Raw genomic sequence first — 26,425 nt, forward strand, 5'->3', positions numbered from 1 at the left:
AACAAGGTCAACAGGACGAAGAGCGACTTTGCGACAATCTTCACGGTACCGGCTCCGAAATGGACATCTTTCGGATGTGCCGTGATGCCGGCAAAGTCAAGTCACTCGGCGGCCTCCTTGACCGATCCATGCTCGCCGTCGTCAGCGTCGTGGTCGGCGGGCGGCGAGCGGCCCCAGTTGGCAAACGCGTTGGAGAGCTTGTCGAGATAGAGATAGACGACCGGCGTCGTGAACAGCGTCAGCGCCTGGCTGACGATCAGGCCGCCGACCATGGCGTAGCCGAGCGGCTGGCGGATTTCCGAGCCGGTGCCGGTCCCGAGCATCAGCGGCACGCCGCCGAGCAAAGCGGCCATCGTCGTCATCATGATCGGGCGGAAGCGGAGCAGGGCGGCCTGGCGGATCGCCGCCACCGGCTCCATGTGCTGGTCGCGCTCGGCCGCGATCGCGAAGTCGACCATCATGATGCCGTTCTTCTTCACGATGCCGATCAACAGGATGATGCCGATCAGCGCGATCAGCGAGAAGTCGAAGCCGGCCGCCATCAGGATCGCGAGCGCGCCGACGCCGGCCGACGGCAGCGTCGACAGAATCGTGATCGGGTGGATGTAGCTTTCGTAGAGAATGCCGAGGATCAGGTAGACGACCACGAGCGCCGCGAGGATCAACAGCGGCACGGTCGACAGCGATTGCTGGAACGCCTGCGCTGTGCCCTGGAAGCTCGAGCTCAGGGTTGGCGGCGCGCCAAGATCGACCATCGCCTTCTGCACCGCTTCGGTCGCCTGTCCGAGCGCAACACCCTGCGCCAGGTTGAACGAGATGGTGATCGCCGGGAACTGGCCCTGGTGGCTGATCGAGAGCGGCCGGACCGGCACGCTGGTCCAGGTCGCGAATGTCGAGATCGGCACCTGTTCGCCGGTCAGCGGCGACTTGATGTAGATATTGTTCAGCGTGTCGATCGCGCCCTGCAGCTCCGGCAGCACCTCGAGGATCACGTGGTAGCTGTTGAGCTGGGTGAAGTACTGCGTCACCTGGCGCTGGCCGAACGCATCATAGAGCGTGTCGTCGATCAGTTGCGGCTGGATGCCGTAGCGCGAGGCGGTGTCGCGGTTGATCTTCAATTCGAGCGTGGTGCCGTTGGTCTGCTGGTCGGTGGCGACGTCGCGCAGCTGCGGCAGCGTCTGCATCTTGCCGAGAATCTTCGGCGCCCATTCGTTCAATTCGGCGAGGTTGGCATCCTGCAGCGTGAATTCGAACTGGGTGCGGGTCGGGCGGCCGCCGAGGCGGACGTCCTGCGCCGCCTGCATGAACAGCCGGGCACCCTCGACCTTCTCCAGCTTCGGCCGCAGCCGGGCGATGACCTGCTGCGCGTTGGCGTCGCGATCCTTCAGCGGCTTCAGCGTGATGTACATCGCGCCGTTGTTGCCGGCGCGGCCGCTGCCGCCGATCGCCATCGCCACCGTCGCCACCGCGGGATCCTGCTGCACGATCCTGCCGAGCTCCTCCTGCTTCCGCTTCATGTCGGCGAAGGAGATGTCCTGGTTGGCTTCCGAGGTCGCGGTGATCAGGCCGACGTCCTGCTGCGGGAAGAAGCCCTTCGGGATGATGACGAACAGGTAGACCGACAGCGCCAGCGTCCCGAAGAAGATCATCAACGTCGTGAACTTCCAGCGCAAGGCGAGGTCGAGCACGCTCTGATAGCCGCGCAGCATGGCGTCGAAGCCGCGCTCGCTGAGCTGGTAGAACCGGCCGTGCTTCTCGTCATTGTGGGCGCGCAGGAAGCGCGAGGCCATCATCGGGGTCAGCGTCAGCGACACGAACATCGAGACGAAGATGGTCATCGCCAGCACTACCGCGAATTCGCGGAACAGGCGGCCGATGATGCCGCCCATCAGGAGCAGCGGGATCAGCACCGCGACCAGCGAGATGCTGATCGAAACGATGGTGAAGCCGATTTCCTGCGAGCCCTTGAAGGCGGCAGCCATCGGCTTCTCGCCCTCTTCGATGTAGCGGCTGATGTTCTCCAGCATCACGATGGCGTCGTCGACCACGAAGCCGACCGCGATCGTCAGCGCCATCAGCGACAGATTGTCGAGCGTGTAGCCGAACACCCACATCAGCGCGCAGGCGCCGAGCAGCGCCAATGGCACCGTGACCGTCGGGATCACGGTCGCCCAGAAACTGCGCAGGAAGACGAAGATCACCATGACGACCAGGAAGATGGTCAACAGCAGGGTGAACTGGACGTCCTCGACCGCCGCGCGGATCGTGGTGGTGCGGTCGCTGATGACGTCGATCTTGATCGCCGGCGGGATCGCGGCGACCAGCCGGGGCAGCGTCGCCTTGATCTTGTCGACGGTGTCGATGACGTTGGCGCCGGGCTGCTTGAAGATGACGAGGAATACGCCGCGCTTGCCGTTGGCCCAGGCGGCCTGCTTGGCGTCCTCGGGCCCGGTGACGGCCTGGCCGATGTCACGGATCCGCAGCGGCCCGCCATTGCGGTAGGCGATGATGACGTCGTTCCACGGGCTCGCCGTGAGCAACTGGTCGTTGGCGTAGATGGTATAGGCGCGGGTGGCGCCGTCGATATTGCCCTTCGGACTGTCGACGGTGGCGATGTTGATCGCGGCGCGGACGTCTTCCAGCGACAGGCCCTTGGCGACGAGCTTGGCCGGGTCGATCTGGACGCGAACCGACGGCTTCTGCTGGCCGCCGATGATGACCTGCGCAACGCCCGAGATCTGGCTGATCTGCTGCGCCAGCTGGGCGTCGACAGCGTCGCTGACCGTCGTCAGCGGCAGCGTATCCGATGTCGCCGACAGCAGCATGATCGGCGAGTCGGCCGGGTTGACCTTGCGGTAGGTCGGCGGCGAGGGAAGGGTTTTCGGCAACTGGCCGCTGGCCGCGTTGATGGCGGCCTGCACGTCATTGGCGGCGCCGTCGATGCTGCGGTTGAGGTCGAACTGGATGGTGACCGCCGCCGTGCCGAGATAGCTCGTCGAGGTCATCTGCGCGATGCCCGGGATCTGCGCGAACTGGCGCTCCAGCGGCTGGGCGACCGATGTCGCCATCGTTTCCGGGCTGGCGCCGGGCAGGGTCGCGGTGATCTGGATGGTGGGGAAGTCGACCTGCGGCAGCGGCGCGACCGGCAGCAGGGGATAGGCGACGAGGCCGACGAACAGGATGCCCGCCATCAGCAGCGAGGTGCCGATGGGGAAGCGAATGAATGGTGCGGAAATTCCGGCGCCGACGCTCATTCCTGCGCAACCTTCGACTGGGACGGATCCGAGCTCGCCACCGCCGTTGTCACCAGGGTTCCCGGCGAGACCTTGTACTGGCCCGCGGTGATCACCTGCTGTCCGGGCGACAGGCCCTCGTCGATCACCGACTTGCCGTCGATCGACTGGCTGACCTTGATCTTGCGAAGCTCGGCCTTGTTCTCCTGATTGACTGAATACGCGTAGAGGCCATCGGTGCCATGCTGCACCGCGTCATCCGGGACGACGGTGGCATCCTTCAAGGTTCTGACCAGAAGGCGAGTCGAGACCGACTGGCCCGGCCACAGCGCGTGGTCCTTGTTATCGAACACCGCCTTCAGCCGGACAGTCCCGCTTGACGTGTCGACCTGATTGTTGATCAGCGCCAGGGTTCCGGTGGACAGCACCCGCTTGCCGTCGGTGGTCAGGGCAATGGTCTTGGGCGGCGCCACGGCCAGCGCCGCCTTGATATCCGGCAACTGGTCCTCCGGCGCGGTGAAGATCACCGTGATCGGCTCGATCTGGGTGATCGTGACAATGCCGGTCTGCGCCGAGGCATTGACGATGTTGCCGATATCGACCAGTCGCAGGCCGACAATCCCGTCGATCGGGGATTTGACGGAGGTGTAGTCCACCTGGGTCTGGGCGTTGAAGATGGCGGCCTCGTCAGCCGAGATCTGGGCGGTCAGCTGAGCCACCGTGGAGCGCTGGGTGTCGAGTTGCTGACGCGTCGCGAACTCGCCGAGCTTGGTGTAACGCTGCAGGTCGAGATTGGCGTTGGCGAGATTGGCTTCGTCCTGGGCCTTCTTGGCCTTGGCCTGGTCGAGCGTCGCCTGATAGGGGCGCGGATCGATCTCGACCAGCGTGTCACCCGCCTTGACGAACTGACCTTCCTTGAAAGCGATCCTGGTGATCTGGCCGTCGACCCGGGTGCGGACCTGGACGGTGTTGAATGCCTGCACGGTGCCGAGACCGGTGAGATAGACCGGGAAGTCGGCCTTCTCGACCGGCGAGATCTTGACCGGGACGGCCGGGCGTTGGGCGGAGCGCTTCTGCGCGGCTTCGGCCGCTTGCTGGTTGCTCGTGTGTTTCTGCCAGCCGAAATAACCGGCGGCGCCGACCGCAGCGATCACTAAAACCCAACCGATGGTGCGTGACTTTGACATGCGGACTCTTGGGTTCGACGTAACAATAAAGGCTGATCGAAACGGTTCACAGAGCTTGCGGATATAATATGCGTGCACTTAATGTGTAAACACACCAAGGCTTGAGAATCCTAAACATTTGGAAAGGTTTAGGTCAGAAACGAGCAGAAACATTTCGCCTGGGAAACGCACCGAGGACCCCTATGTCGCTCGATCTCAAACGCCAGTTTATCGCGCAGCTCGTCGAGAGTTCCCGGCTGCTGCGCAATTATATCGATCATCGCGCCAAGGCGCGAGGCACCACGCGCGCGCAATGGATCGTGCTCTTCCGCTTGCGCGAGCAGGAGGGACTGTCCCAGGTCGATCTCGCCGACGTCCTCGAATTGCAGCCGATCTCGCTGGTGCGGCTGCTCGACCGCCTTGTCGAGCATGGCTTGCTCGAACGCCGTCCCGATCCCAGGGATCGCCGTGCCAATCGCCTGTTCCTGACCAGGAGCGGGCGCCGCCTCGTCGACGATCTCGACAGTTTGCGCGACGCGATCGCCGGCGACGTGTTGCGCGACGTCTCGGACAAGCATGTCGAAAGCGGCCTCGCCACGCTGCGCGAGGTCAAGGATCGCATCAAGGCGCTCGGCGAGGAGGCGGAGCGCATCGCCGCGAAATAGCGCGTCTCATCGCGCGCAAACACTGCTCTCCATCGGTTCATCTGTTTCAGCTTGCGCGACCCGGTTGAAACACCGCGGGATGTCGTTCATATCGCGCAGCGACGATGCGAGAGGATGAGGGCCGCGATGGATGAGTTGAACGGGCGCATGATGGCATGCCAGATCCTGGTCACCGGATTGATCGCGCGCGTCGCCAACGAGCAGCGGGACCCGCTGCGTTTTCTCACCGACTTCCGCGACGAGATCAAAGCGGTCGTCAACGGCGTCAATATCGCCGGCCTTGAGAACAGCGACAGCGTGCGGCAGGTCGCGCAGCGGACGATCGACGAGCTGTTTTCGCTGATGAAGCCACCAAGTGCCGAGTGATCGCGTGGACGCATGGACAGCACCGCAAGCGGCGGCCAATGACGGGAAGCACCGATTTAGAACGATTATTAGAACGCTTAAAAACTCTAGTTTAGAACGATTTCAAACCGCAGATTAGAATCGCTTTGAATTGGGGCGATTCAAGCCGATTGTTGCGCTCGTCGCATTGATAAAAAAACTCACGCTCGATAACCGAAAGAGACAGTTCGTCGCAGCTTCATTCCGCGAACGGGCTGACTTTTCTGGGGCGAGCAAGACATGAGCAATATGAAGGCGCCGAGATCGCTGCGCTTTGATGCAGCGATCGGTTCGGCTGATGACACCGGTTATTCCGCCACGAAGGTCTCCGCAGTCGCGAGCCTGATCGCGGTGGCGTCGTTTTCGGGGGCCGAAGCGCAGCAATCCAACCTGCCGCCGGTGAATGTCGATGCCCCGGTCGCTCGCCCGCGGCCCGTGACGTCAAAGCCCACTGCGGACCAGGTCCGTGCCCGCAACGCGTTGCGCCGCGCCGCGCGTCGCAACAACCAGCAGGCACAGCAGGCGCCGGTGCCGTTTCCCAACGCCGGCGGTCTTCCCGCCGACCGCGATCCCTATGCGGATCCGGCCGCGCCGTACAAGGGCGACCGTTTGCAGTCGTCCGGGAAATATCCCGAGCCGATCTTGAACACGCCGAAATCGGTCACGGTGCTGACCAAGGACGTGCTCGAAGACAAGAACGCCACATCGCTGAAGTCGGCGATCCTGTCGACGGCCGGCGTCACGCTCGGCACGGGCGAGGGCGGCAATGCGTTCGGCGACCGCTTCTTCATCCGCGGCTTCGACGCGCGCAACGACATCTTCATCGACGGCGTGCGCGACTCCGGCGTCAGCGTCCGCGAGAACTTCTTCACCGAGCAGGTCGAGATCCTGCGCGGCCCGGGCTCGTCCTTTGCGGGCCGCGGCACCACCGGCGGCGCGATCAACATCGTCACCAAGCAGGCGACGACGCAGAACAGCTTCTACAACATGGACACCACGTTCGGCACCGATCGCACCAAGCGCGTGACGCTCGACGTCAACCAGGTGATCAGCCCGACGCTGGCGATCCGCGCCGGCGGCCTGTTCCAGGATGCCGGCGTCGCCGGCCGCAGCTATATCACCGACGACCGCAACGGCGCGTTCGTCGCCGGCACGTGGAAGCCGGTCGACGCGGTGAAGATCACCGGCAACTACATCCACACCGAGCTCACCGGCATCCCGGATTTCGGCGTGCCGTACTATCGGCCGAGCACCGCGAGCACGGCCGGCGGTCCGTTTCCGGATTTCGGCGTCAACCGCAACAATTTCTACGGCTTCGTCAATCGCGACTTCTTCAGGACCGGGCAGGACATCGGTACGATCAACGCCGAGGTGCAGATCACGCCGGACCTCGTGGTCAGCAACAAGATCCGGGAATCGCGTTCGACCCAGAACTACATCGGCACGCTGCCGGAAGCGCCGACGCTGGCCGCGGGCGCTCCGTTCACGGCGTATACGCTGAGCGCCAATCCGCAAAGCCGCTACCAGGTCACCGACGTGTTCGCCAACCAGACCGAGGCGACCTACAAGTCGGTCGACGGGCTCGGCTTCAAGCACACGACGACGGCCGGCGTCGAATACGACAACGAGCGGTCCTCGATCGACAGATATCTCGGCCTGAGCTCGGAAATAACGACCGGCACGTCGGCCTTCACGGGAAGCGGATCGCTCTCGGGCGTCAGCGTGTTCAATCCGCAATACACCAACATTCCATTCCCGATTCCGTCGGGGCTGTCCGGGATGCCGACCAAGATCGGGATCGACACCACCAGCGGCTACATCATGGATACCGCGAACTACAATGACTTCGTGATCCTCAATGGCGGCATCCGCTACGACGACTACAAGATCAACACGTCCGGATATCTGACGTCGGGCAACAGGACCACATTCGGCAGTCAATCGGCCGACTTCGGGATGCCGAACTTCAACCTCGGCCTCACGTTGAAGCCGTTGCCGAACGGCAGCGTCTATGCGGCCTATGCGACCTCGTCGAACCCTGTCGGCGCCGAGTTCGACGGCACCAGCACTGCGTATGGCGGCCTGTCTCCCGTGCTGAACGGTGGCAATACCCAAATCTTTGGGCCGGAAAAGAACAAGGCGATCGAAGTCGGCACCAAGTGGGAATTGTTCGATCGTCATCTGCTGGTGACGGCGGCGCTGTTCCAGACCGAGAAGGAAAATGCGCGCGAATCGCAGAACGTGAACAACGCAACCGCGGCCGCGGCGCTCGGCTGCTCCTATCCGACCGGGACGACCGGCAATATCTCCTGCATCACCGCGGGCGCGGCCTACCGCATCCGCGGCATCGATCTCGGCGTCGGCGGCAAGATCACCGACAAATGGAGCGTGTTCGGCGGTCTCGTGCTGATGCAGTCGGCAGTGACGAGGTCGCTGGCGCCGCCGGCCAACACCATCCTGTACTCCAGCAATGTCGGACTGCCGCTCGCCAACGTCGCGCACCAGTCGTTCAGCATGCTGACCAAGTACCAACTCACCGACATGTGGGAGGTTGGCGGTCAGGCGGTGTACCGCTCGAAGGTCTATGGCGGTACGCTGCTCGCGGCCAACCAGGGCACCTCGATCCCGAGCTACTGGCGCTTCGACGCCTTTGCCGAAGCAAAGATCGACAAGCACTGGACGATGAAGCTGTTCGTCAACAACATCTTCGACAAGCGCTACTACGACGCGCTGTACCAGAGCGCGGCGCCGTTCGTACTCGAAGCGCCGGGACGCGCCGCGTATCTGGTTGTTTCTGCGCGTTACTGACGGAGGCTTCGCGGCGACAGATGCTGGTCTGTGTTCCCAACGTATTGAGCAAGGCTGATGTGGCGGACTTCCGCCGCATCATGGAGCAAGCCGAATGGGAAGACGGCCGCTCGACTGCCGGCGCCGCATCCGCGATGGTCAAGCGCAACGAGCAGCTGCCGCCCGACAGCGAGGTCGCGCGGCAGCTCGGCACCCGCATCCTGTCGGCGCTGTCGGCGAGCCCGCGCTTCATCTCGGCGGCAATCCCGCTTAGAATCTTTCCACCCTTGTTCAACCGCTATGCCGCCAGCGACGGGCACCATTTCGGCCTGCACGTCGACAATGCGGTGCGCGGCGACAGGCTGACCGGCATGAGGATCCGCACCGACCTCTCGGTCACGCTGTTTTTATCGGAGCCGGAGGACTACGACGGCGGCGAGCTCGTCATCGAAGACCTCTACGGATCCCATGAAATCAAGCTGCCGGCGGGCGATCTGGTAGTTTATCCTGCTTCCAGCTTGCATCTGGTCACGCCGGTTACGCGGGGGACGCGGGTAGCGTCTTTTTTCTGGCTGCAGAGCATGGTACGGGATGCACACGCGCGCAGCCTGATCTTCGATCTCGATACAGCGATCCAGGCTCTGGTGGAGCGGCTGGGGCGCGATGACCCCGAAACGGTCAAATTGACCGGGATTTATCACAACCTGATCCGTCACTGGGCTGAAGTGTAACTGATGATGACATTCAAGTTCCCCGTTGCATCCGCCATGATCGCCTCGCTGGCGATGCTGATGCTGGCCGCGCCGTCTTCGGCGCAGCAGCAAACGGCGCCTGTAGCGCAGCCCGCGCCCGTGACCCGGCCTCAGCCCGCACCCGCAGCCCAGCCGGCGGCAGCCCAGCCTGCGGCAGCTGCCCAAGCCGCGCCGGTGGCCGCCCAGCCGGCACAAGCGGCGGCGCAGGCGCAGGCCGCGCCGACCCCTGCCGCGGCAGCTCCGGCTCCGACGGCGAACGAGGCGTCCCTGGCTGCGCCCGCGAGCGGCGACAGCAAGTCGCTGAAGTCGACCTCGACCGGCCTGCACGAATTGTCGCCGTGGAATATGTTCTTGAACGCCGACATCATCGTGAAGGCGGTGATGCTTGGTCTCGCTTTCGCCTCGCTCGTGACCTGGACCGTATTCATCGCCAAGATGGTCGAGCTGACCGTAGCGCAGCGCAAGCTGCGTGGCGCGCTGGCCAAGATCGCTGAATCGCGGTCGCTGGCCGAAGCGCAGTTCGCGCTCGGCGCCAAGGGCAGCGTGCTGTCGTCGTTCATCGCGGCTGCGATGCGCGAGGGGCGCCTGTCGGCGGGCATCTCGAGCGACAGCGGCATCAAGGAGCGCGCGGCGTCGAGCTTCGCCGAGATCGTGCGCGCCGAAGCCCGCAAGATCCGCATCGGCATGGGCCTGCTCGCGACCATCGGCGCGACGTCGCCCTTTGTCGGCCTGTTCGGCACCGTCTGGGGCATCATGAACAGCTTCATCGGCATCTCGAAGTCGCAGACGACGAACCTTGCCGTGGTGGCGCCGGGCATCGCGGAAGCGCTGCTCGCGACCGCGATCGGACTCGTCGCGGCGATCCCGGCCGTGATCATCTACAACCACTTCTCGCGCGTCACGAAGGTCTATCTCGAGCTCGTCAACCGCGCCTCGGGTGCCGCGGGACGGCTGTTGTCGCGCGACCTCGACCGCACCCATGGCGACGTTCCGCGTAACGCGCATGCGCGCGCCGCGGCGGCGGAGTAGGCGATGGCAGTCTCGATCTCCGAGAACGATGGCGACGACGATTTCGCGGAATCCCACGAGATCAACGTCACGCCGTTCATCGACGTCATGCTGGTGCTGCTGATCATCTTCATGGTGGCGGCACCGCTCTCGACCGTCGATCTTCCGATCGATCTGCCGACCTCCAGCGCGACGCCGCAGAAGAAGCCGGACAAGCCGACCTATCTCAGCATAAAGCCGGATCTCACGCTGGCGATCGGGGAGAACGCGGTGAAGCGCGTCGACCTGGTCAATTCGCTGGATGCCATACCCGACATGAGCCGGGACAAATACGTGTTCCTGCGGGCCGATCGGATGGTACCCTATGGCGAGCTGATGGGCGTGATGGAGCTGCTGCGCGCCGGCGGCTACACGCATGTGAAGCTGGTTACGCTTGAGGGCGTTCCGGGAGCGCCTGCGGCCGCGCAGGCCAATCCGGCCAAACCCTGACGGCGAACGCGATGTCCACCGACCCCGATCTTGACCTGCGGACCTCGAAGCGGCTCTGGGTGATCGCTGCCGTGACGGCAGTCGGGCTGCATCTGGGCGGTGCCGCGCTGGCGCTGACCAATTTGCGCGGCGACGACGGCGACGAGGGGCTCGGCGCTGCCGGCGCGGAGTACGCCGTCGAGCTGGCTTCCGCGGATGCGACCGAAGAGGCCCTACCGCCCGGACCGCTGGCTGACGAGCAGCAGGCTGTGCAGGAAATGGCGCAGCAGAAGGCCGAGGTGAAGGACACCGACCTGCCTCAGGAAAAGCCGGTGGAGTCCGACGACCCCGATCGCATCGTGACGGAAGACACCGCCAAGAAGCAGAAGGAGGAGGAGGCCAAGGTCGCCAAGGTCGAGACCAACGCGCAGGAAGCGCAGCAGGCCTCGGAGGCGGCCGCGCCGACCAAGCTGGAGGACGCGCGTCAGTCGGAAACCACCAAGGCACCCAACCCAGGCATCGGCAAGGATAAGCTGCTGCTGACCGCCAAGTGGGGCAAGAAGATCAGCGCTTATCTCGATCTGCACAAGAAATTCCCGGAGAAGGGTAAGGCCAAGGAGGCCAAGGTGAAGGTCGCCCTGGTGCTGAATCGTCTGGGCAAGGTGCTGTCGGTTGCCGTGCTGGAATCGTCCGGAGATGCGGCCTTTGACGACGCGGCGATCTCGATGGTCCACCGGTCCGATCCGGTCCCGGCGCCGCCGGCCGACCTGACCGACGATCAGTTCTCCTTCAGCCTCGACGTCAATTACAACAAGCCGAAGAAGTAGCGAGCCGCGGCTGCCTGCGATCAGACGCCGGTGTCATTCCGGGGCGCGACAAGTCGCGAACCCGGAATCCATTTCTCCATTGAATGTGCCGCTGGTCGATTCCTGGTTCGCCGTTTCACGCGGCCCGGAACGACGTCGCCTCAGCTCTTCTTCACCAGCGGGCAGACGCTCTTCTCGAGCGGGAGAAAGGCTTCGTCCGCCGGGATGGTGGCGACCAGCTTGTAATAGTCCCACGGATATTTCGAGTCCGACGGCTTCTTCACCTCGAACAGATAGGCCGGGTGGATCTTGCGGCCGTCGACGCGGATCGAGCCCTTGCCGAACAGGGGATCGTCGGTCGGCAGCTCCTTCATCTTGGCCACCACGGCGCGGCCGTCATGCGGATTGCCGCCGAGCGCGTCCAGTGCCTTGAAATAGTGGATCAGCGACGAATAGACGCCGGCCTGCACCATGGTCGGCGGGTTCTTCTTGAAGCGCTCCATGAAGCGCTTGGTGAAGGCGCGGGTCTGGTCGTTCATGTCCCAGTAGAATGTCTCGGTGAAGTTCAGCCCCTGCGCGACGTTGAGGCCGAGCGCGTTGATGTCGGTGATGAACAGCAGCATTCCGGCAAGCCGCTGGCCTCCGGAGACGATGCCGAATTCCGCGGCCTGCTTGATCGCGTTGGTGGTGTCGCCGCCGGCATTGGCGAGCCCGACGATCTTGGCCTTCGAGCTTTGCGCCTGCAGCAGGAAGGACGAGAAGTCGGCATTGTTGAGCGGATGCTTGACGCTGCCGAGCACCTTGCCGCCATTCGCGGTGACCACCGCCGAGGTGTCGCGCTCGAGGGCCTGGCCGAACGCGTAGTCGGCGGTGAGGAAGAACCAGGTGTCGCCGCCGGATTTCACCAGCGCCTTGCCGGTGCCGTTGGCGAGCATGTAGGTGTCGTAGACCCAGTGCACCGTGTTCGGCGAACATTGCGCGCCGGTGAGATCGGACGAGGCGGAGCCCGAGTTCAGGTTGACGACGTTCTTCTCCTTGGCGAGGTTGGCAATCGCGAGCCCGACATTGGAGGCCGCGAGATCGACGAACACGTCGACCTTCTCGACATCGATCCACTGCTTACCGATGTTGACCGCGACATCGGGCTTGTTCTGGTGATCGGCCGAGATCAGATCGATCTTCCAGCCCTTCGCCAGCAGCCCGGAATCCTCGACCGCCATCTGCGCCGCCACCGTCGAGCCGGGACCGCCGATATCCTGATAGAGGCCGGACTGATCGCCGAGCGCGCCGACCTTGGCGACCTTGTCCATCGTCTGCGCCGACGCACCGCCGCAGAACGCAAGGCTCGTGGTCATGACCAAGGCCGTCGTGACCGAGGCTGCAATGGAACGCTTCATCTTCCCTCCAGTATGATTTTGTTTTTTGAGTTCCGCATTATGCCCGGCATCGGGTGCATCGCCTAGAGCGCCGGCGCAATCGCTCGCGCGCGATATTCCACGCCACGGCGATTGCGAAGCCGGTGACGCGCGACGGGATGCCGCGGTGTGCGGAGTTCGATCATCAGACGCGGATAGGGTGAAGCGCGGACGGCGCTATTTCCAGTAGTACCGGATCGCGACGTAGACCACGACGAGGCAGGCGAAGATCAGTGCCACCGGCATCGAACGCTTGGCGTTCGGGTCGGAGGTGCTCGTCTTCTTGGGGGGCAGGCGGCGGAACGTCGTGACGTTGCCGCTGTCGGCGACCGGCTCGCGCGCGCGCGCTGGAACCTCCGGCGCTTTGCCCGCGCCGCCCATCTCGACATAGTAGGTGCGGTACATCTCCTGGATGGTCGCCTCGCCGGCGTCGGCTTCGCTCATCTGTCCCAGCAGCTTGTTGTAAATGGCCAGGAAATTCTGCGCCTCGGGCGGCAAAGCGGAGGCGCCGTTCAGCTTGGCCATCATCTTCCAGGTCGCAAAGTCGGCCCGCGCGCGGGTGTCGGCGCGTCGTGCAATCAGCATATCGGCAGCTTTGATCACCATGGCCTCGAAGCGTTCCCGTCCTTGCCCATGATCCAGAAAGTGGCACCGATGTCCGGTCAGATCATGCGCTAAATCAAAGGCTATGTGTTTCCGGTAATGAGGAGAAGGGCGTTGATTACATAGCCGGTCAGAGTTCGCAGTATCGTTGAAATAACATCAAGATTTAGGCCGACTTGCCGGCCAATCACCGGCAGCAGGATCAACAGCCCGATCAGGATCAGCATGCCGTAGGGCTCCAGCCGGGCGAGCGGGATCGCCAGCGGCCTTGGCAGCAGCCCGACGGCGACCCGGCCGCCGTCCAGCGGCGGGATCGGCATCATGTTGAAGATCGCGAGCACGATGTTGATCAGGAAGGCGTTTTTCAGGTTGTCCGCGGTCCATTTTGCGGCATCGGCCGGCACCAATGGCAGCGCGTGGAATGCCAGCGCCGCGGCGATCGCCAGGATGATGTTGGTGGCCGGGCCGGCCAGCGCCACCCACACCATGTCGAGCTTGGGATGATTGAGCTTGCGGAAGTTCACCGGCACCGGCTTGGCGTAGCCGAACAGGAACGGCGAATGCGCGAACAGCAGCACCGCAGGCAGGATCAGCGTGCCGAACGGATCGATATGCTTCAGCGGGTTGAAGCTGACGCGGCCGAGCTGCCAGGCAGTGTCGTCGCCGAGCCGATGCGCGACGAAGCCGTGCGCGGCTTCGTGAAACGTGATCGCAATGACCACCGGCAATACCCAGACGGAGATGTCATAGAGGGAGATGTTCAATGGCGTGCCGCCTCAGGTTCGCTGGGACCGGACCTCAGGCTAGCACGGATTCGCTGAAGGCCTTGCCGGCGAGCGTTGCCGCAGGTCAGCGCATGTCGGGGGCGACCGCGTGCGCCAGGGGCGGCTGGGTGGTCGCGATCCAGATGCCGGCAAAAACGGTGACGATGCCGGCAACCAGATTCCAGCTCAGCGGCTCGCCGAGCAGCGCGGCGCCGACCAGCGATGCCGGGATCGGATTGACGGTGACCGAGATCGCCACCCGGGTCGGCGTCGTCCGCTCCAGCGCGAAGGCCCACAGAAAGAAGGTGAGTGCGGCGCCGAAGGCGCCGAGATAGATCGCGCCGAACCATTGCGGCGCGCCGAAATCGGCAACCGGCGCAAAACTGCCGCGCAGCAGCGACGCTGTTATGAGGACAACAGCCCCGGCCGCCATCGCGAGCGTGGTGAAGGGGATCGGGCCGGAGCGGCGGATATAGGGTTTTGACCAGATGCTGTAGAGCGCCATGCACAGCGCGGCTGCGATCATCAAGAGGTCGCCGCGCCAGGCGCCAGGTGGCGCCGTGGCGAGGCCGGAAAGCAGCGCCATCGAGACGCCGAGAATGGTGATCAGCACGCCTGCGGTCTTGCGCGCGGTGAGCGCTTCGGCGCCCAGCACCGCGCCGACCAGCATGGTCAGCAGCGGCAGCGTCGACAGCGCGAGGGCGCCGCGCGCGGCGGTGGTGAAGATCAATGAGGCGTTGAACAGGACCGGAAACGCCGCAAAGAACAGCAGGCCGAGGCCGACAACGCCGGGCCAGTCGTGCCGCGTCGGCCAGCTCCGGCGTTGCAGCAGTGCCAGCGGCAGCAGCAGCAAGACGCCGATGCCGAAGCGGAACGCGCCGATCGCCAGCGGGTCGATGGCGCCGACCAGAAACCGTGTCGCCCCGATCGATGTGCCGCCGAGCGCGCTCGATGCCACCGCCGCCAACACGCCCCAGATCTCGCCCATTCCGTTCCAATCCTCGGTTTCGCTTGCGCAATCTAGGGACGGGGACATAATCAGGGAATGGAATAGATTTGATCGGCTAAATCACAGACCGTTATGAGCGCGCCCATCCTGGACCCGGATCTTCTGCAGGCCTTTGTCGCGGTGGCGGAGCATCGCTCCTTCACCCGCGCGGCCTCGGCGCTGAACCGGACCCAATCCGCCGTCAGCATGCAGGTGAAGCGGCTGGAAGAGCGGCTGCAGGCCGAACTGTTTCACCGCAGCACGTCAAGCGTCGATCTGAGTGCGGCAGGCGAGGGGTTGCTCGGCTATGCCCGCCGCATTCTGAGCCTCAACGCGGAGGCGGTCGGCCGGGTGCGCGCGCATGGCACCGATGGACAGGTTCGCCTTGGCGTCATGGACGACTATGGGACGATGATCGTCCCGCCGCTGCTCAAGGACTTCATCGCCAGCTATCCGCTGATCCACGTCGAGATGGAGACGGGGCTGACGTCGACAATGACCGATCGGCTCGGCGAAGCCTATGACCTCGTGATCGCGATGCACCCCGAGGGACGCGGCGAGGGCGAGTTGCTGCGCACCGAGCAGGCGGTGTGGGCCGCGAGCGCCGCGCATCGCGTCGAGGAGCTCGATCCGCTGCCGGTCGCGCTCTATCCGCAGGGCTGCCTGTTCCGGAGCTGGGCGATGCAGGCGCTGGATCAGGCGAACCGGCCGTGGCGGCTCGCCTTTGTCAGCCACAGCCTGTCCGCGGTCGAGGCGATCGCGGCACAGGGGCTTGCCGTGACCGTGGTCAAGTCGGGGACCTTTCCGCCGACGCTGCGTCGGCTGACCGCGCGCGACGGCATGCCGCGGCTGCCGCGGGCCGAGATACGGCTGCATCGTGCGCAAAACCTGTCGCACGCGGCGTCACTCCTGGCCGATCATCTCGTCGCGACGCTGCGGCAGCCGGCGAGGCGAGCGGCGATCTAATAGGTCGCGCGGCCGCCGGAGATGTCGAACACCGCGCCGGTGGAGAAGGCGCAATCCTCTGATGCCAGCCACGCCACCATCGAGGCGAGTTCCTCGACCTGCACGAAGCGGGCTTTCGGGATCTTCGACAGCATGAAGTCGATGTGCGCTTGCGTCATCTGGTCGAAGATCGCGGTCTTCGCCGCGGCCGGCGTCACCGCATTGACCAGGATGTCGTGTTGCGCGAGCTCCTTGCCGAGCGATTTGGTCAGCGCGATCAGGCCCGCCTTCGACGACGAATAATGCGCGGCGTTCGGATTGCCTTCCTTGCCGGCGATCGAGGCGATGTTGACGATGCGGCCGTATTTCTGGCCGATCATGGCCGGCACGATCGCCTTGCAGCAGACGAAGGGACCCTCGAGATTGATGCGCATCACCCTGCGCCAGTCGTCGAGATCGGTTTCCCATACCGGCTTGTTGGCTCCGGTGATACCGGCGTTGTTGACGAGAATGTCGATCTTGCCGAACGCCCGCAGCGTTTGATCGCGTGCGGCGTCGACCGCGTCAGGATCGGTGACGTCGGTCTTGATCGCGATCACGTTCTCGCCGATCGCCCGCGCGGTCTTCTCGGCCAGCGGCTGGTCGAAATCCCAGATCGCGACCTTGGCGCCCGATGCGACAAAGCGCTCGGTGATGGCGCGGCCAAATCCCTGCGCGCCGCCGGTGACGACGGCACAGCGGCCATTGAGATCGATCTTGTTCATGTTGCCTCCCGATTAAAGCGTCCAGCCGCCGTCGATGACATGCGCGACGCCTGTGGTGAACGAGCTTTCGTCGCTGGCAAGATAGACGGCGAGCGCGGCGATTTCCCCGGCGGTGCCGAGCCGGCCCATTGGCTGGCGCGCAACGAACATCTCGCGTCCCTGCGGGCCGGCAGCCGCCGCACGCTCAAGCATCGAAGGCGTCTCGATGGTGCCGGGGCAGATGCAGTTGCAGCGGATGCCCTTGGTGATGAAGTCGGCCGCGACCGAACGCGTCAGTGCCGCGACCGCGGCCTTGGTGGCGCTATAGACGTAGCGGTTCGGCGCCGCCTTCACCGCGCCGGCGGCGGAGGCGATGTTGACGATGGCGCCGCCGCCCTGCGCCAGCATGCCGGGCAGGAAAGCGCGCGTGGTGCGGTGCATCGACTTGACGTTGAGGTCGAAGGAGAAGTCCCAGTCGTCGTCCGAGCACTCCAGCGCCGTGCCGTGATGCACGAAGCCCGCGGCATTGAGCAGGATGTCGGTCTTGCCGGCGCGTTTTGCGATTGCCTCGACGGCTGCGGTGTCGCGCACGTCGAGCTTCGCAACCTCGGCGACGCCCTCCTCCTTGAGCAGCGCAAGCTTGCCTTCGTCGATATCGGTCGCGAACACGGTCGCGCCCTCGCGAGCAAAGGCCAGCGCGCAGGCGCGGCCGATGCCGACGGCCGCTGCGGTTACGAATGCGCGTTTGCCCTTCAGGCGGTCTGACATGCGTTTCTTCCTTCTTTGGCGATTTGCAGTGTCATGCGCGGGCTTGACCCGCGCATCCATCTTTCGAAGAACGATGGATTGCCGGGTCGAGCCCGGCAATGACGGTTTGCGTCCTAGTGATTATCGCGCGCCACGCCGACCTTGCCGGCGATGTCGTGGTAGCGCGTCGCGAGCTCGAGGCAGGCGCCGGTCGCGTGCTGGCCGACGGTCTTGCGGTAGAGCTCCTGCCACGGCGTCTGGTTGGCCGGGTGCGGGAAGCCGCCCTTGGCCTTCAGCTCGGCGCGGCGGGTGCGCAGCTCATCCTCCGAGATCATGATGTTGGCGCTGCCCTTGTTGAGGTCGATGCGCACCTTGTCGCCGGTCCTCAGGATCGCGAGCCCGCCATCGGCGGCGGCCTCCGGCGAGGCGTTGAGGATCGAGGGCGAGCCCGAGGTGCCGGACTGCCTTCCGTCGCCGATGCAGGGCAGGGACAGGATGCCGCGTTTGATCAGCGCCGCGGGCGGCTGCATGTTCACCACCTCGGCGCCACCGGGATAGCCGATCGGGCCGGTGCCGCGGACGAACAGGATGCAATGCTCGTCGATGTCAAGCGCGGGATCCTCGATGCGGTTGTGATAATCCTCCGGCCCCTCGAACACGATGGCGCGGCCCTCGAAGGCATTGAGGTCCTTCGGGTTGGACAGGTACCGGTCGCGGAATTCCTTCGAGATCACGCTGGTCTTCATGATCGCGGAGTCGAACAGATTGCCGCGCAGCACGATGAAGCCGGCGTCCTTCACCAGCGGCTTGTCGTAGCCCCAGATCACGTCGCCGTCGGGCGCAGGTGCTTCCTTGCAATTCTCGCCCATGGTGCGGCCGTTGACGGTGAGGGCGCCTTCGTGGATGCGCTTGTGCTTGATCAACTCGCGCACCACCGAGGGCACGCCGCCGGCGCGGTGATATTCCTCGCCGAGATAGAAGCCGGCCGGCTGCATGTTCACCAGCAGCGGCACGTCATGGCCGTATTTCTGCCAGTCGTCGATCGACAGCTCGACGCCGACATGGCGCGCCAGCGCATTGATATGGATCGGTGCATTGGTCGAGCCTCCGATCGCGGAGTTGACCACGATGCAGTTCTCGAACGCCTCGCGCGTCAGGAAGTCCGACGGCTTGAGGTCTTCCCAGACCATGTCGACGATCCGCTTGCCGGTCTCGTAGGCGATCTGGCCGCGCTCGCGATACGGCGCCGGGATCGCCGCGCAGCCCGGCAGCGAGAAGCCGAGCGCTTCCGCGAGCGAGTTCATGGTGGATGCGGTGCCCATCGTATTGCAATGGCCGACCGAGGGGGCCGAGGAGGCCACGATCTCGATGAATTGCTCATAGTCGATCTCGCCGGCGGCGAGCCGCTCGCGCGCCTTCCACACCACGGTGCCGGAGCCGGTACGCTGGCCTTCGTGCCAGCCGTTCAGCATCGGGCCGCCCGACAGTACGATCGCCGGCAGGTTGACGGTCGCCGCCGCCATCATGCAGGCCGGCGTGGTCTTGTCACAGCCGGTGGTCAGCACCACGCCGTCGAGCGGATAGCCGAACAGCACCTCGACCAGGCCGAGATAGGCGAGGTTGCGGTCGAGCGCCGCGGTCGGGCGCTTGCCGGTCTCCTGGATCGGATGGGTGGGAAACTCCATGGCGATGCCGCCGGCGGCGCGGATGCCCTCGCGGACGCGGTGTGCGAGCTCGAGGTGATGCCGATTGCAGGGCGACAGGTCGTTGCCGGTCTGCGCGATGCCGATGATCGGCTTGCCCGACTGCAATTCCTCGCGCGTCAGGCCGTAGTTGAGGTAGCGCTCGAGATAGAGCGCGGTCATGCCCGGATTGTGCGGGTTGTCGAACCATTCCTGGGAGCGGAGCCTGCGGCCCTTGCCCTTGCTGGTCGCGCCTGCGGCGTCGTGCCCGTTGGTGGGGGGTTTTGTCATTGGTTTCTCCCGCAATGCAAACTCTGGTGGGCCCATTCAAGGGCTCTGGTTCAGCGTCGTTGCTACCTTGCGCAAATCGTCGTGCATTACAAACCCGACCGATCACGCACAGGTGTTTCGTGTGATGGATTGGACCTTAGTTGAAGGGTCTTGGTTGCGCTATCATTTTATCATTTTTCGCTTCCCTTGTGACGGGCACGTACCGGGCGGCATCAATTGCGTCGCGCCGAGCTCTGCCGTTCCATGACACTGAAGCCGAGATCGACGACGGGTTCGGCGGGCCGGCGCCCTTCCAGCGTCTCGATCACCATCACGGCAGCGTTTCTGCCCATTTCGTAGCGATTGGTGCGCACGCTGCTCAAGGTCGGCTCGCTCGACGCCATGAATTCGAGGTCATTGAAGCCGACGATCGCCATCTGCTCCGGCACCGCCATGTGCCGGCGCTTGCATTCGAACAGCGCGCCGAGCGCAAGGTCGTCATTGACGCAGAACACGGCGTCGATGTCGGGCGCCTTGGCGAGCAGGTCGGCAAACAGCGTGCCGCCGAGCGTGACCGAGGTCGGGATCGCCGTTGTCACAATAAGCTGTGGATCGAACAGCGCGGCTTCCGTCATCGCAAAGCGATAGCCGTCGAGCCGCCGCTGCACCCGCGGGTCCATTCGCGCGCCGAGGAATCCGATCCGCCGGTAGCCCTGCGCGAGCAGGTGGGCGATGGCCGCTTTTGCGGCGTCAAAATGCGAGAATCCGATCATCATGTCGATCGGGGAGGGACCGACCTCCATGATCTGGACGATCGGACAATCGACCGTCTCCATGATGCGGTGGGAATCGGCGGTCTGGTTGATGCCGGTAATGATCAGCCCGGCGGGCTTCTGTGCCAGAAACAGACGCAGCAGGCGCTCTTCCTGCAGGATGCTGTAGCGGGTGTTGGCGAGCTGAATGCTGTAGCGACTGCCGTCGAGCGCGTCATAGATGCCGCGCAGCACGTCGGAGAACACGTTGTTGGTAAGCGACGGGATCAGGACACCGATCACCTCGGTGCGCTGCGACGCAAGCGCGCGTGCCGCGAGATTGGGCACGTAACCGAGTTCTTTTGCCGCACTTTCGACCCGCGCGCGCTTGCCGGCCGAAAGTGCTTCGGGATTCCTGAAGAACCGTGAGGCCGTGATCGGACTGACACCGGCGAGCTTCGCGACTTCGGCGAGCCGGATCTTGCCTGGCGTGATGCGCTTTCGGGCCATTTGCCGCTCATATCACGACGTTCGTCGCAGACAAACTGATATTGACAGCGCTACCAAGCGATTGCTAATCGAACGATTGCCAAAACCGGATAAACTGCGGACAATAACCCCAGTCCAACAGCGCCGCGCACCCAGCGCGGCCGGAACAAAACAGAGCGGTGGCGGCACTCGTCGTACGTCGTCGGGAACTTGAGGGAGGGAAGTGGATGTCGTCGGTCCAGATTCGCGACGTGCGGAAATCGTTCGGCAATTTCGAGGTCCTGCACGGCGTGTCGATCCCGATCGAGGACGGCGAGTTCGTCGTTCTGGTCGGCCCCTCCGGCTGCGGCAAGTCGACCCTGCTGCGCATGCTGGCGGGGCTCGAGAACATCACCTCCGGCACGATCTCGATCGGCGACCGCGTCGTCAACAATGTCCAGCCCAAAGAGCGCGACATTGCGATGGTGTTCCAGAACTACGCGCTGTATCCGCATATGACGGTCGCCGACAACATGGGCTTCTCGCTCAAGCTGCGCGGCGCCAAGCCCGAGGAGATCTCGACCGGCGTCAAGCGCGCCGCGGAAATCCTCGCACTGACGCCGCTGCTCGAGCGCTATCCCCGCCAGCTTTCAGGCGGCCAGCGCCAGCGCGTCGCGATGGGCCGCGCCATCGTGCGCGATCCCCAGGTGTTCCTGTTCGACGAGCCGCTGTCGAACCTCGACGCCAAGCTGCGTGTTGCGATGCGCACCGAGATCAAGGAACTGCACCAGCGGCTGAAGACCACGACCGTCTACGTCACCCACGACCAGATCGAGGCCATGACCATGGCCGACAAGATCGTGGTGATGCATGACGGCATCGTCGAGCAGATGGGCTCGCCGCTCGAGCTCTACGACACGCCGGCGAACCAGTTCGTGGCCGGTTTCATCGGTTCCCCGGCGATGAATTTCCTCAAGGGCAATGTGAAGGTGAACGGCGCCGCCTATTTCGAGGGACCAAACGGCGTCAAACTGCCGCTGAAATCGGCGCCAGCCAATTCCGACGGCAAGCCCGCGGTCTACGGCGTGCGGCCCGAGCACTTCACCATCGCCGATGACGGCGCCGAAGCCGAGATCGTGGTGGTCGAACCGACCGGCTCGGAGACCCAGGTGTTCGCCAAGCTCGGCGGCGAGCAGGTCGTCGCCGTGTTCCGCGAGCGCCATCTGTTCAACCCGGGCGACAAGGTTCGGCTCAAGCCGGATCCGTCGCTGGTTCATCTGTTCGACGATTCGACGGGGAAACGACTGAACAGCTGACGGAGCGATCGATCTCAATGGCCGACCAACAGGCCAGATCAAAAACAACAAAAACACAATCATAGGGAGAAGGACGATGCACGATTTTACTCGCCGCTCGCTACTTCAGGGCGGCACGGCGCTGGCTGCAACCGGCATACTCACCGGGCCGGCGCTGTTCGACTTCGCCAAGGCCTGGGCGCAGAGCGCGCCCTGGAAGGCGGAGCCCGGCGCCAAGCTCACCGTGATGCGCTGGAAGCGCTTCGTGCCCGCGGAAGACGACGCATTCAACGCCATGGTCGCGGCCTTCAAGTCGGCAACCGGCACCGAGATGAACGTGTTCAGCGAGTCCTTCGAGGACGTGCAGCCGAAGGCCTCGGTCGCCGCCAACACCGGCTCGGGTCTCGACCTCGCCTGGGGCCTGCACACGCTGCCGCAGCTGTTCCCGACCAAGGTTCTCAAGATGAACGACGTTGCCGATTATCTCGGCAACAAATATGGCGGCTGGACCGAAGCCGCGGCCAAGACCTGCAAGCAGGGCAATGACTGGCTCGGCATTCCCGTCGCGACCGTCGGCGGCTATTTGACCTATCGCAAGTCGGCGGTCCAGAAGGCCGGCTTCAAGCAGGTGCCGTCCGATTTCCCGGCCTATCTCGAACTGTGCAAGGCGCTGAAGAAGAACAACACGCCGGCCGGCTTCGCGCTCGGCCACGCCACCGGCGACGCCAATGCCTGGGTGCATAACATCCTCTGGGGCCACAACGCCTGGACCGTCGACAAGGACGACAAGGTCATCATCAACTCGCCGGAGACGATGAAGGCGCTGGAATATGCCAAGGCGCTGTCGGAGACCTTCATTCCGGGTGTCGCATCCTGGAACGACTCTTCCAACAACAAGGCCTTCCTGTCCGGCGAGCTGTTCCTGACCTCGAACGGCATCTCGATCTACGTCGCGGCCAAGGACGATCCGAACAAGAAGGAGCTCGCCGAGGACATCGACCATGCGCTGTGGCCGGTCGGCCCGATCGGCAAGCCGACCGAGCTGCAGCTCGCGGTTCCGATCCTCGCCTTCAACTTCTGCAAATATCCGAATGCAGCGAAGGCGTTCATCGCCTTCATGCTGGAGAAGGAGAATTTCGAGAAATGGCTGTCGGGCGCGCGGGGCTATCTCACCCACACGCTCAATGCCTACGACTCGGCTCCGGTATGGACCGCCGATCCGAAGAACGCGGTGTTCGGCCAGGCGTCGAAGCGCGCGCTGCCGGCCTCCGGCATCGGCACGCCCGGCGAGAAGGCCGCGACCGCGATCGCCGACTTCATCGTGGTCGACATGTTCGCGAACTACTGCACCGGCGCCAAGGACGGCAAGGCCGCGATGGCCGAAGCCGAACGGCAGCTGAAGCGCATCTATCGCTGATGTGATGGACGCGGGCGGCGGAGCGCCGCCGTCCGCGTCATCATTGGAATGCCATCATTGGAATATTGCGTAGTCATGCTCAATCCGTTGAGCAATCGGGACATCGCCTATGGCTGACATCGCCCTTGCGCCGCGACGTGCGAAGACCGAAATCCGCGAAGCGACCGCGTGGGATCAGCTCCGCCACAACAAGAACTGGCTCGGCTTCTGGTTCATGTTGCCGGCGATGGCGTTCCTGATCTTCTTCCTGGCCTATCCGCTGGGGCTCGGCATCTGGCTGTCCTTCACCGACACCCGCATCGGCCGCGTCGGTCATTTCATCGGCACCGAGAACTATGAATGGCTATGGGACGACGCCATCTTCTGGCTGTCGGTCTTCAACACGCTGCTCTACACCTTCATCGCCAGCGCCGTGAAGTTCGCGGTCGGGCTCTATCTGGCGCTGCTGCTCAACGAGCGCATGCCGTTCAAGGCGCTGTTGCGCGCCGCGGTGCTGATCCCCTTCATCGTGCCGACCGTGCTGTCGGCGCTGGCGTTCTGGTGGATCTTCGATTCCCAGTTCTCGATCATCTCCTGGTCGCTGAAGCATCTCGGCCTGATCACGCAGAACATCAATTTCCTCGGCGACACCACCTGGGCCCGGATCTGCGTGATCTTCGCCAATATCTGGCGCGGCGTGCCGTTCGTCGCGATCACGCTGCTGGCGGGCCTGCAGACCGTGCAGCCTTCGCTGTATGAGGCGGCGACGTTGGATGGCGCCTCGCGCTGGCAGATGTTCCGCTACATCACCTATCCCTTGCTGACGCCGATCATCGCCGTCGTGATGACGTTCTCGGTGCTGTTCACCTTCACCGACTTCCAGCTGATCTGGGCGATGACCCGCGGCGGCCCGGTGAACGCCACTCATTTGATGGCGACGCTGTCGTATCAGCGCGCGATTATCGCGGGGCAGCTGGGCGAGGGCGCCGCGATCTCGAGCGCGATGATCCCGTTCCTGCTCGCCGCGATCATGGTGTCATGGTTCGGCCTGCAACGCAGGAAGTGGCAGCAGGGAGAGAGCAATGACTGATCTTCCTGCCTCCAAAGTGGACCTCAAGAGCATCCTGTCGACGCCGTCGCGCGTCGACAACAGCGAGGGCATGAGCTACCTGCAGTCGGTGCCGCGGCGGATCGTGACGCTCTACATCCCGCTGTCGATCATCGTGATCATCCTGCTGTTCCCGTTCTATTGGATGGGGCTGACGGCGATCAAGCCGGACGAGCAACTGCTCGATCTCGACAAGTATAATCCGTTCTGGACTTGGAATCCGACCTTCAAGCACATCCACAAGCTGCTGTTCGAGAGCTACTATCCGCACTGGCTCTGGAACACGATGTATGTGGCGGTGGGCGCCACCGTGCTGTCGATCATCGCGAGCGTGCTTGCGGCCTATGCGATCGTGCGGCTGCGCTACAAGGGCGCCAACGTCGTCGGCGGCCTGATCTTCCTGGCCTATCTGGTGCCGCCGTCGATCCTGTTCATTCCGCTCGCGACCGTCGTGTTTCAGTACGGCCTGTTCGACTCGCCGCTGGCGCTGATCCTGACCTATCCGACGATCCTGATCCCGTTCTCGACCTGGCTGTTGATGGGATATTTCAAGACCATCCCGTTCGAGCTCGAGGAATGCGCACTGATCGACGGCGCCAGCCGCTGGCAGATCCTGATCAAGATCGTGCTGCCGCTCGCCGTCCCCGGCCTGATCTCGGCCTTCATCTTCTGCTTCACGCTGTGCTGGAACGAGTTCATCTACGCGCTGACGTTCCTGCAATCGACCCCCAACAAGACCGTGCCGGTCGCCATCGTCAACGAATTCGTTGACGGTGACATCTATCGCTGGGGCTCCCTGATGGCAGGGGCGCTATGCGGCTCGCTGCCGCTGGTTATTCTTTACGCGTTCTTCGTTGAGCATTATGTCTCGGCGATGACGGGTGCCGTGAAGGAATGAGCGCGCAAGGCCCGCAGCTGAATTCGAACAACAAGACAAGAAAAGGAGCAGGGTCGTGCACATTCTGATTCTGGGCGCCGCCGGTATGGTCGGCCGCAAGCTGACCGAGCGTCTCTTGCGCGAGGGCCGCCTCGGCCGGCAGGAGATCACTCGGATGACGCTGCAGGACGTGGTCGCTCCGGCCAAGCCCGCGAATGCCTCGATCCCGGTCAATGTGGTCGCATCCGATTTCGCCGATGCCGGCGCCGCGGCGCCGCTGATCGCCGAGCGTCCCGAGGTGATCTTCCATCTCGCCGCTATCGTCTCGGGCGAGGCCGAGGCCGAGTTCGACAAGGGCTACCGGATCAACCTCGACGGCACCCGCTATCTGATCGACGCCATCCGTGCCGTCGGCGGCGGCTACAAGCCGAGGCTGGTGTTCACGTCCTCCATCGCGGTGTTTGGTGCGCCGTTCCCCGAGAAGATCGGCGACGAATTCTTCCATACGCCGCTGACCAGCTACGGCACCCAGAAGTCGATCTGCGAGCTCCTGATCAACGACTACACCCGCAAGGGCCTCCTCGACGGGATCTCAATCCGCCTGCCGACAATTTGCGTGCGTCCGGGCAAGCCGAACAAGGCGGCGTCCGGCTTCTTCTCGAATATCATCCGTGAACCGCTGGCGGGCGAGGAGGCGGTGCTGCCGGTTTCCGAGGACGTCCGGCACTGGCACGCCTCGCCGAAATCGGCGGTCGGCTTTCTGGTTCACGCCGGCACCATGGATCTCAACGCGATGGGGCCGCGGCGCAATCTCAGCATGCCCGGGATGTCCGTCACCGTCGGCGAGCAGATCGCTGCGCTGGAGCGCGTCGCAGGCAAGAACGTCACCGCGCGGATCAAGCGGGTGCCCGATCCGACCATCATCAGCATCGTCTCGGGCTGGCCGCGCGATTTCGCCACCGACCGCGCGCTGAAGCTCGGCTTCACCACGGCCGAGAAGACCTTCGACGACATCATCCGGATCCATATCGAGGACGAGCTCGGCGGCAAGTTCGCCGCCTGAGCGGCGTCCGGGCTCAAGCATGATCCGGAGAAGTGCGAAG

At 64.1% G+C, this 26,425-nt stretch carries 23 protein-coding genes; 13 read left to right on the plus strand and 10 right to left on the minus strand.

Going from position 1 to position 26,425, the window contains the following annotated elements; genetic code table 11:
* Window positions 1-101 precede the first annotated feature (101 nt).
* Together XI02_RS19005 and XI02_RS19010 are read right to left on the minus strand one after the other, a co-directional pair.
* Window positions 102-3,254, minus strand: coding sequence for an efflux RND transporter permease subunit (locus XI02_RS19005; RefSeq protein WP_018271117.1), 3,153 nt, complete (start codon window positions 3,252-3,254; stop codon window positions 102-104).
* Window positions 3,251-4,420: an efflux RND transporter periplasmic adaptor subunit gene (locus XI02_RS19010; protein WP_026192643.1), complete on the minus strand. Its 1,170-nt coding sequence runs from the start codon at window positions 4,418-4,420 to the stop codon at window positions 3,251-3,253. Before XI02_RS19010 ends, XI02_RS19005 begins: the two co-directional genes overlap by 4 nt.
* A 182-nt stretch (window positions 4,421-4,602) precedes the next feature.
* Here XI02_RS19010 and XI02_RS19015 point away from each other — a divergent pair, with 182 nt between their 5' ends.
* The 7 genes from XI02_RS19015 to XI02_RS19045 all read left to right on the plus strand — a co-directional run bounded on the left by XI02_RS19015 (window position 4,603) and on the right by XI02_RS19045 (window position 11,290).
* On the plus strand, window positions 4,603-5,064 hold the full coding sequence (locus tag XI02_RS19015) for a MarR family winged helix-turn-helix transcriptional regulator (RefSeq protein ID WP_016841339.1): 462 nt from the start codon (window positions 4,603-4,605) through the stop codon (window positions 5,062-5,064).
* A gap of 126 nt (window positions 5,065-5,190) precedes the next feature.
* Entirely contained in the window at window positions 5,191-5,430 is a 240-nt protein-coding gene (locus XI02_RS19020) for a hypothetical protein (protein WP_016841340.1), read from the plus strand.
* Window positions 5,431-5,688: 258 nt separating this feature from the next.
* The gene (locus XI02_RS19025; RefSeq protein ID WP_016841341.1) at window positions 5,689-8,256 is read left to right on the plus strand and encodes a TonB-dependent siderophore receptor; all 2,568 of its coding nucleotides are present in this window, start codon (window positions 5,689-5,691) and stop codon (window positions 8,254-8,256) included.
* 20 nt (window positions 8,257-8,276) lie between these two features.
* Entirely contained in the window at window positions 8,277-8,966 is a 690-nt protein-coding gene (locus XI02_RS19030) for a Fe2+-dependent dioxygenase (protein WP_018271121.1), read from the plus strand.
* A gap of 3 nt (window positions 8,967-8,969) precedes the next feature.
* Complete coding sequence (gene exbB, locus XI02_RS19035; RefSeq protein ID WP_018271122.1) at window positions 8,970-10,016, plus strand: tonB-system energizer ExbB; 1,047 nt, start codon at window positions 8,970-8,972, stop codon at window positions 10,014-10,016.
* A 3-nt stretch (window positions 10,017-10,019) separates the two neighbouring features.
* Window positions 10,020-10,484 carry a TonB system transport protein ExbD gene (gene exbD / locus XI02_RS19040; protein ID WP_018271123.1) on the plus strand — a complete coding sequence of 155 codons (465 nt, stop codon included), beginning with the start codon at window positions 10,020-10,022 and terminating at the stop codon, window positions 10,482-10,484.
* A gap of 11 nt (window positions 10,485-10,495) precedes the next feature.
* On the plus strand, window positions 10,496-11,290 hold the full coding sequence (locus tag XI02_RS19045; RefSeq protein WP_018271124.1) for a TonB family protein: 795 nt from the start codon (window positions 10,496-10,498) through the stop codon (window positions 11,288-11,290).
* Between the two features lie 140 nt (window positions 11,291-11,430).
* Here XI02_RS19045 and XI02_RS19050 read toward each other — a convergent pair whose 3' ends face one another.
* The 4 genes from XI02_RS19050 to XI02_RS19065 all read right to left on the minus strand — a co-directional run bounded on the left by XI02_RS19050 (window position 11,431) and on the right by XI02_RS19065 (window position 15,039).
* On the minus strand, window positions 11,431-12,666 hold the full coding sequence (locus tag XI02_RS19050) for an ABC transporter substrate-binding protein (protein ID WP_018271125.1): 1,236 nt from the start codon (window positions 12,664-12,666) through the stop codon (window positions 11,431-11,433).
* 195 nt (window positions 12,667-12,861) lie between these two features.
* Complete coding sequence (locus XI02_RS19055) at window positions 12,862-13,269, minus strand: hypothetical protein (RefSeq protein ID WP_026192644.1); 408 nt, start codon at window positions 13,267-13,269, stop codon at window positions 12,862-12,864.
* 101 nt (window positions 13,270-13,370) lie between these two features.
* On the minus strand, window positions 13,371-14,051 hold the full coding sequence (locus XI02_RS19060; protein ID WP_018271126.1) for a site-2 protease family protein: 681 nt from the start codon (window positions 14,049-14,051) through the stop codon (window positions 13,371-13,373).
* A gap of 85 nt (window positions 14,052-14,136) precedes the next feature.
* Window positions 14,137-15,039: a DMT family transporter gene (locus tag XI02_RS19065; protein ID WP_194483467.1), complete on the minus strand. Its 903-nt coding sequence runs from the start codon at window positions 15,037-15,039 to the stop codon at window positions 14,137-14,139.
* Window positions 15,040-15,132: 93 nt separating this feature from the next.
* Here XI02_RS19065 and XI02_RS19070 point away from each other — a divergent pair, with 93 nt between their 5' ends.
* Complete coding sequence (locus XI02_RS19070) at window positions 15,133-16,005, plus strand: LysR substrate-binding domain-containing protein (RefSeq protein WP_016847201.1); 873 nt, start codon at window positions 15,133-15,135, stop codon at window positions 16,003-16,005.
* Here XI02_RS19070 and XI02_RS19075 read toward each other — a convergent pair.
* From XI02_RS19075 to XI02_RS19090, 4 genes are all read right to left on the minus strand, one after another.
* Window positions 16,002-16,748, minus strand: coding sequence for an SDR family NAD(P)-dependent oxidoreductase (locus tag XI02_RS19075; protein WP_018271128.1), 747 nt, complete (start codon window positions 16,746-16,748; stop codon window positions 16,002-16,004). The genes XI02_RS19070 and XI02_RS19075 overlap by 4 nt on opposite strands.
* Window positions 16,749-16,760: 12 nt before the next feature.
* A complete protein-coding gene (locus tag XI02_RS19080) occupies window positions 16,761-17,495 on the minus strand; it encodes an SDR family oxidoreductase (protein ID WP_018271129.1) in 735 nt (244 codons plus the stop codon).
* Between the two features lie 113 nt (window positions 17,496-17,608).
* Window positions 17,609-19,447 (minus strand): IlvD/Edd family dehydratase, encoded by a 1,839-nt coding sequence (locus tag XI02_RS19085; protein WP_018271130.1) that lies wholly within the window; start codon window positions 19,445-19,447, stop codon window positions 17,609-17,611.
* Window positions 19,448-19,659: 212 nt separating this feature from the next.
* On the minus strand, window positions 19,660-20,688 hold the full coding sequence (locus tag XI02_RS19090) for a LacI family DNA-binding transcriptional regulator (RefSeq protein WP_018271131.1): 1,029 nt from the start codon (window positions 20,686-20,688) through the stop codon (window positions 19,660-19,662).
* Between the two features lie 206 nt (window positions 20,689-20,894).
* On the opposite strand from XI02_RS19090, the gene XI02_RS19095 reads away from it, so the two are divergent.
* The 5 genes from XI02_RS19095 to denD all read left to right on the plus strand — a co-directional run bounded on the left by XI02_RS19095 (window position 20,895) and on the right by denD (window position 26,385).
* On the plus strand, window positions 20,895-21,962 hold the full coding sequence (locus tag XI02_RS19095; protein WP_018271132.1) for an ABC transporter ATP-binding protein: 1,068 nt from the start codon (window positions 20,895-20,897) through the stop codon (window positions 21,960-21,962).
* A gap of 76 nt (window positions 21,963-22,038) precedes the next feature.
* Window positions 22,039-23,358 carry an ABC transporter substrate-binding protein gene (locus XI02_RS19100; protein ID WP_018271133.1) on the plus strand — a complete coding sequence of 440 codons (1,320 nt, stop codon included), beginning with the start codon at window positions 22,039-22,041 and terminating at the stop codon, window positions 23,356-23,358.
* A 109-nt stretch (window positions 23,359-23,467) separates the two neighbouring features.
* Window positions 23,468-24,427, plus strand: a complete 960-nt coding sequence (locus XI02_RS19105) for a carbohydrate ABC transporter permease (RefSeq protein WP_018271134.1) — start codon at window positions 23,468-23,470, stop codon at window positions 24,425-24,427.
* On the plus strand, window positions 24,420-25,343 hold the full coding sequence (locus tag XI02_RS19110) for a carbohydrate ABC transporter permease (RefSeq protein WP_016847193.1): 924 nt from the start codon (window positions 24,420-24,422) through the stop codon (window positions 25,341-25,343). The genes XI02_RS19105 and XI02_RS19110 overlap by 8 nt, the downstream gene beginning before the upstream one ends.
* A 55-nt stretch (window positions 25,344-25,398) precedes the next feature.
* Window positions 25,399-26,385 (plus strand): D-erythronate dehydrogenase, encoded by a 987-nt coding sequence (gene denD, locus XI02_RS19115; RefSeq protein ID WP_026192645.1) that lies wholly within the window; start codon window positions 25,399-25,401, stop codon window positions 26,383-26,385.
* Window positions 26,386-26,425 lie beyond the last annotated feature (40 nt).

The sequence above is a fragment of the Bradyrhizobium sp. CCBAU 21365 genome (assembly GCF_015291305.1).
Classification (GTDB): domain Bacteria; phylum Pseudomonadota; class Alphaproteobacteria; order Rhizobiales; family Xanthobacteraceae; genus Bradyrhizobium; species Bradyrhizobium elkanii.

What these genes read in the sequence shown, in the direction of transcription:
- XI02_RS19005 (WP_018271117.1), bottom strand. Translation starts at nt 3,254, where the DNA reads ATGAGCGTCGGCGCCGGAATTTCCGCACCATTCATTCGCTTCCCCATC.
- XI02_RS19010 (WP_026192643.1), bottom strand. Translation starts at nt 4,420, where the DNA reads ATGTCAAAGTCACGCACCATCGGTTGGGTTTTAGTGATCGCTGCGGTC.
- XI02_RS19015 (WP_016841339.1), top strand. Translation starts at nt 4,603, where the DNA reads ATGTCGCTCGATCTCAAACGCCAGTTTATCGCGCAGCTCGTCGAGAGT.
- XI02_RS19020 (WP_016841340.1), top strand. Translation starts at nt 5,191, where the DNA reads ATGGATGAGTTGAACGGGCGCATGATGGCATGCCAGATCCTGGTCACC.
- XI02_RS19025 (WP_016841341.1), top strand. Translation starts at nt 5,689, where the DNA reads ATGAGCAATATGAAGGCGCCGAGATCGCTGCGCTTTGATGCAGCGATC.
- XI02_RS19030 (WP_018271121.1), top strand. Translation starts at nt 8,277, where the DNA reads ATGCTGGTCTGTGTTCCCAACGTATTGAGCAAGGCTGATGTGGCGGAC.
- exbB (WP_018271122.1), top strand. Translation starts at nt 8,970, where the DNA reads ATGATGACATTCAAGTTCCCCGTTGCATCCGCCATGATCGCCTCGCTG.
- exbD (WP_018271123.1), top strand. Translation starts at nt 10,020, where the DNA reads ATGGCAGTCTCGATCTCCGAGAACGATGGCGACGACGATTTCGCGGAA.
- XI02_RS19045 (WP_018271124.1), top strand. Translation starts at nt 10,496, where the DNA reads ATGTCCACCGACCCCGATCTTGACCTGCGGACCTCGAAGCGGCTCTGG.
- XI02_RS19050 (WP_018271125.1), bottom strand. Translation starts at nt 12,666, where the DNA reads ATGAAGCGTTCCATTGCAGCCTCGGTCACGACGGCCTTGGTCATGACC.
- XI02_RS19055 (WP_026192644.1), bottom strand. Translation starts at nt 13,269, where the DNA reads ATGCTGATTGCACGACGCGCCGACACCCGCGCGCGGGCCGACTTTGCG.
- XI02_RS19065 (WP_194483467.1), bottom strand. Translation starts at nt 15,039, where the DNA reads ATGGGCGAGATCTGGGGCGTGTTGGCGGCGGTGGCATCGAGCGCGCTC.
- XI02_RS19070 (WP_016847201.1), top strand. Translation starts at nt 15,133, where the DNA reads ATGAGCGCGCCCATCCTGGACCCGGATCTTCTGCAGGCCTTTGTCGCG.
- XI02_RS19075 (WP_018271128.1), bottom strand. Translation starts at nt 16,748, where the DNA reads ATGAACAAGATCGATCTCAATGGCCGCTGTGCCGTCGTCACCGGCGGC.
- XI02_RS19080 (WP_018271129.1), bottom strand. Translation starts at nt 17,495, where the DNA reads ATGTCAGACCGCCTGAAGGGCAAACGCGCATTCGTAACCGCAGCGGCC.
- XI02_RS19085 (WP_018271130.1), bottom strand. Translation starts at nt 19,447, where the DNA reads ATGACAAAACCCCCCACCAACGGGCACGACGCCGCAGGCGCGACCAGC.
- XI02_RS19090 (WP_018271131.1), bottom strand. Translation starts at nt 20,688, where the DNA reads ATGGCCCGAAAGCGCATCACGCCAGGCAAGATCCGGCTCGCCGAAGTC.
- XI02_RS19095 (WP_018271132.1), top strand. Translation starts at nt 20,895, where the DNA reads ATGTCGTCGGTCCAGATTCGCGACGTGCGGAAATCGTTCGGCAATTTC.
- XI02_RS19100 (WP_018271133.1), top strand. Translation starts at nt 22,039, where the DNA reads ATGCACGATTTTACTCGCCGCTCGCTACTTCAGGGCGGCACGGCGCTG.
- XI02_RS19105 (WP_018271134.1), top strand. Translation starts at nt 23,468, where the DNA reads ATGGCTGACATCGCCCTTGCGCCGCGACGTGCGAAGACCGAAATCCGC.
- XI02_RS19110 (WP_016847193.1), top strand. Translation starts at nt 24,420, where the DNA reads ATGACTGATCTTCCTGCCTCCAAAGTGGACCTCAAGAGCATCCTGTCG.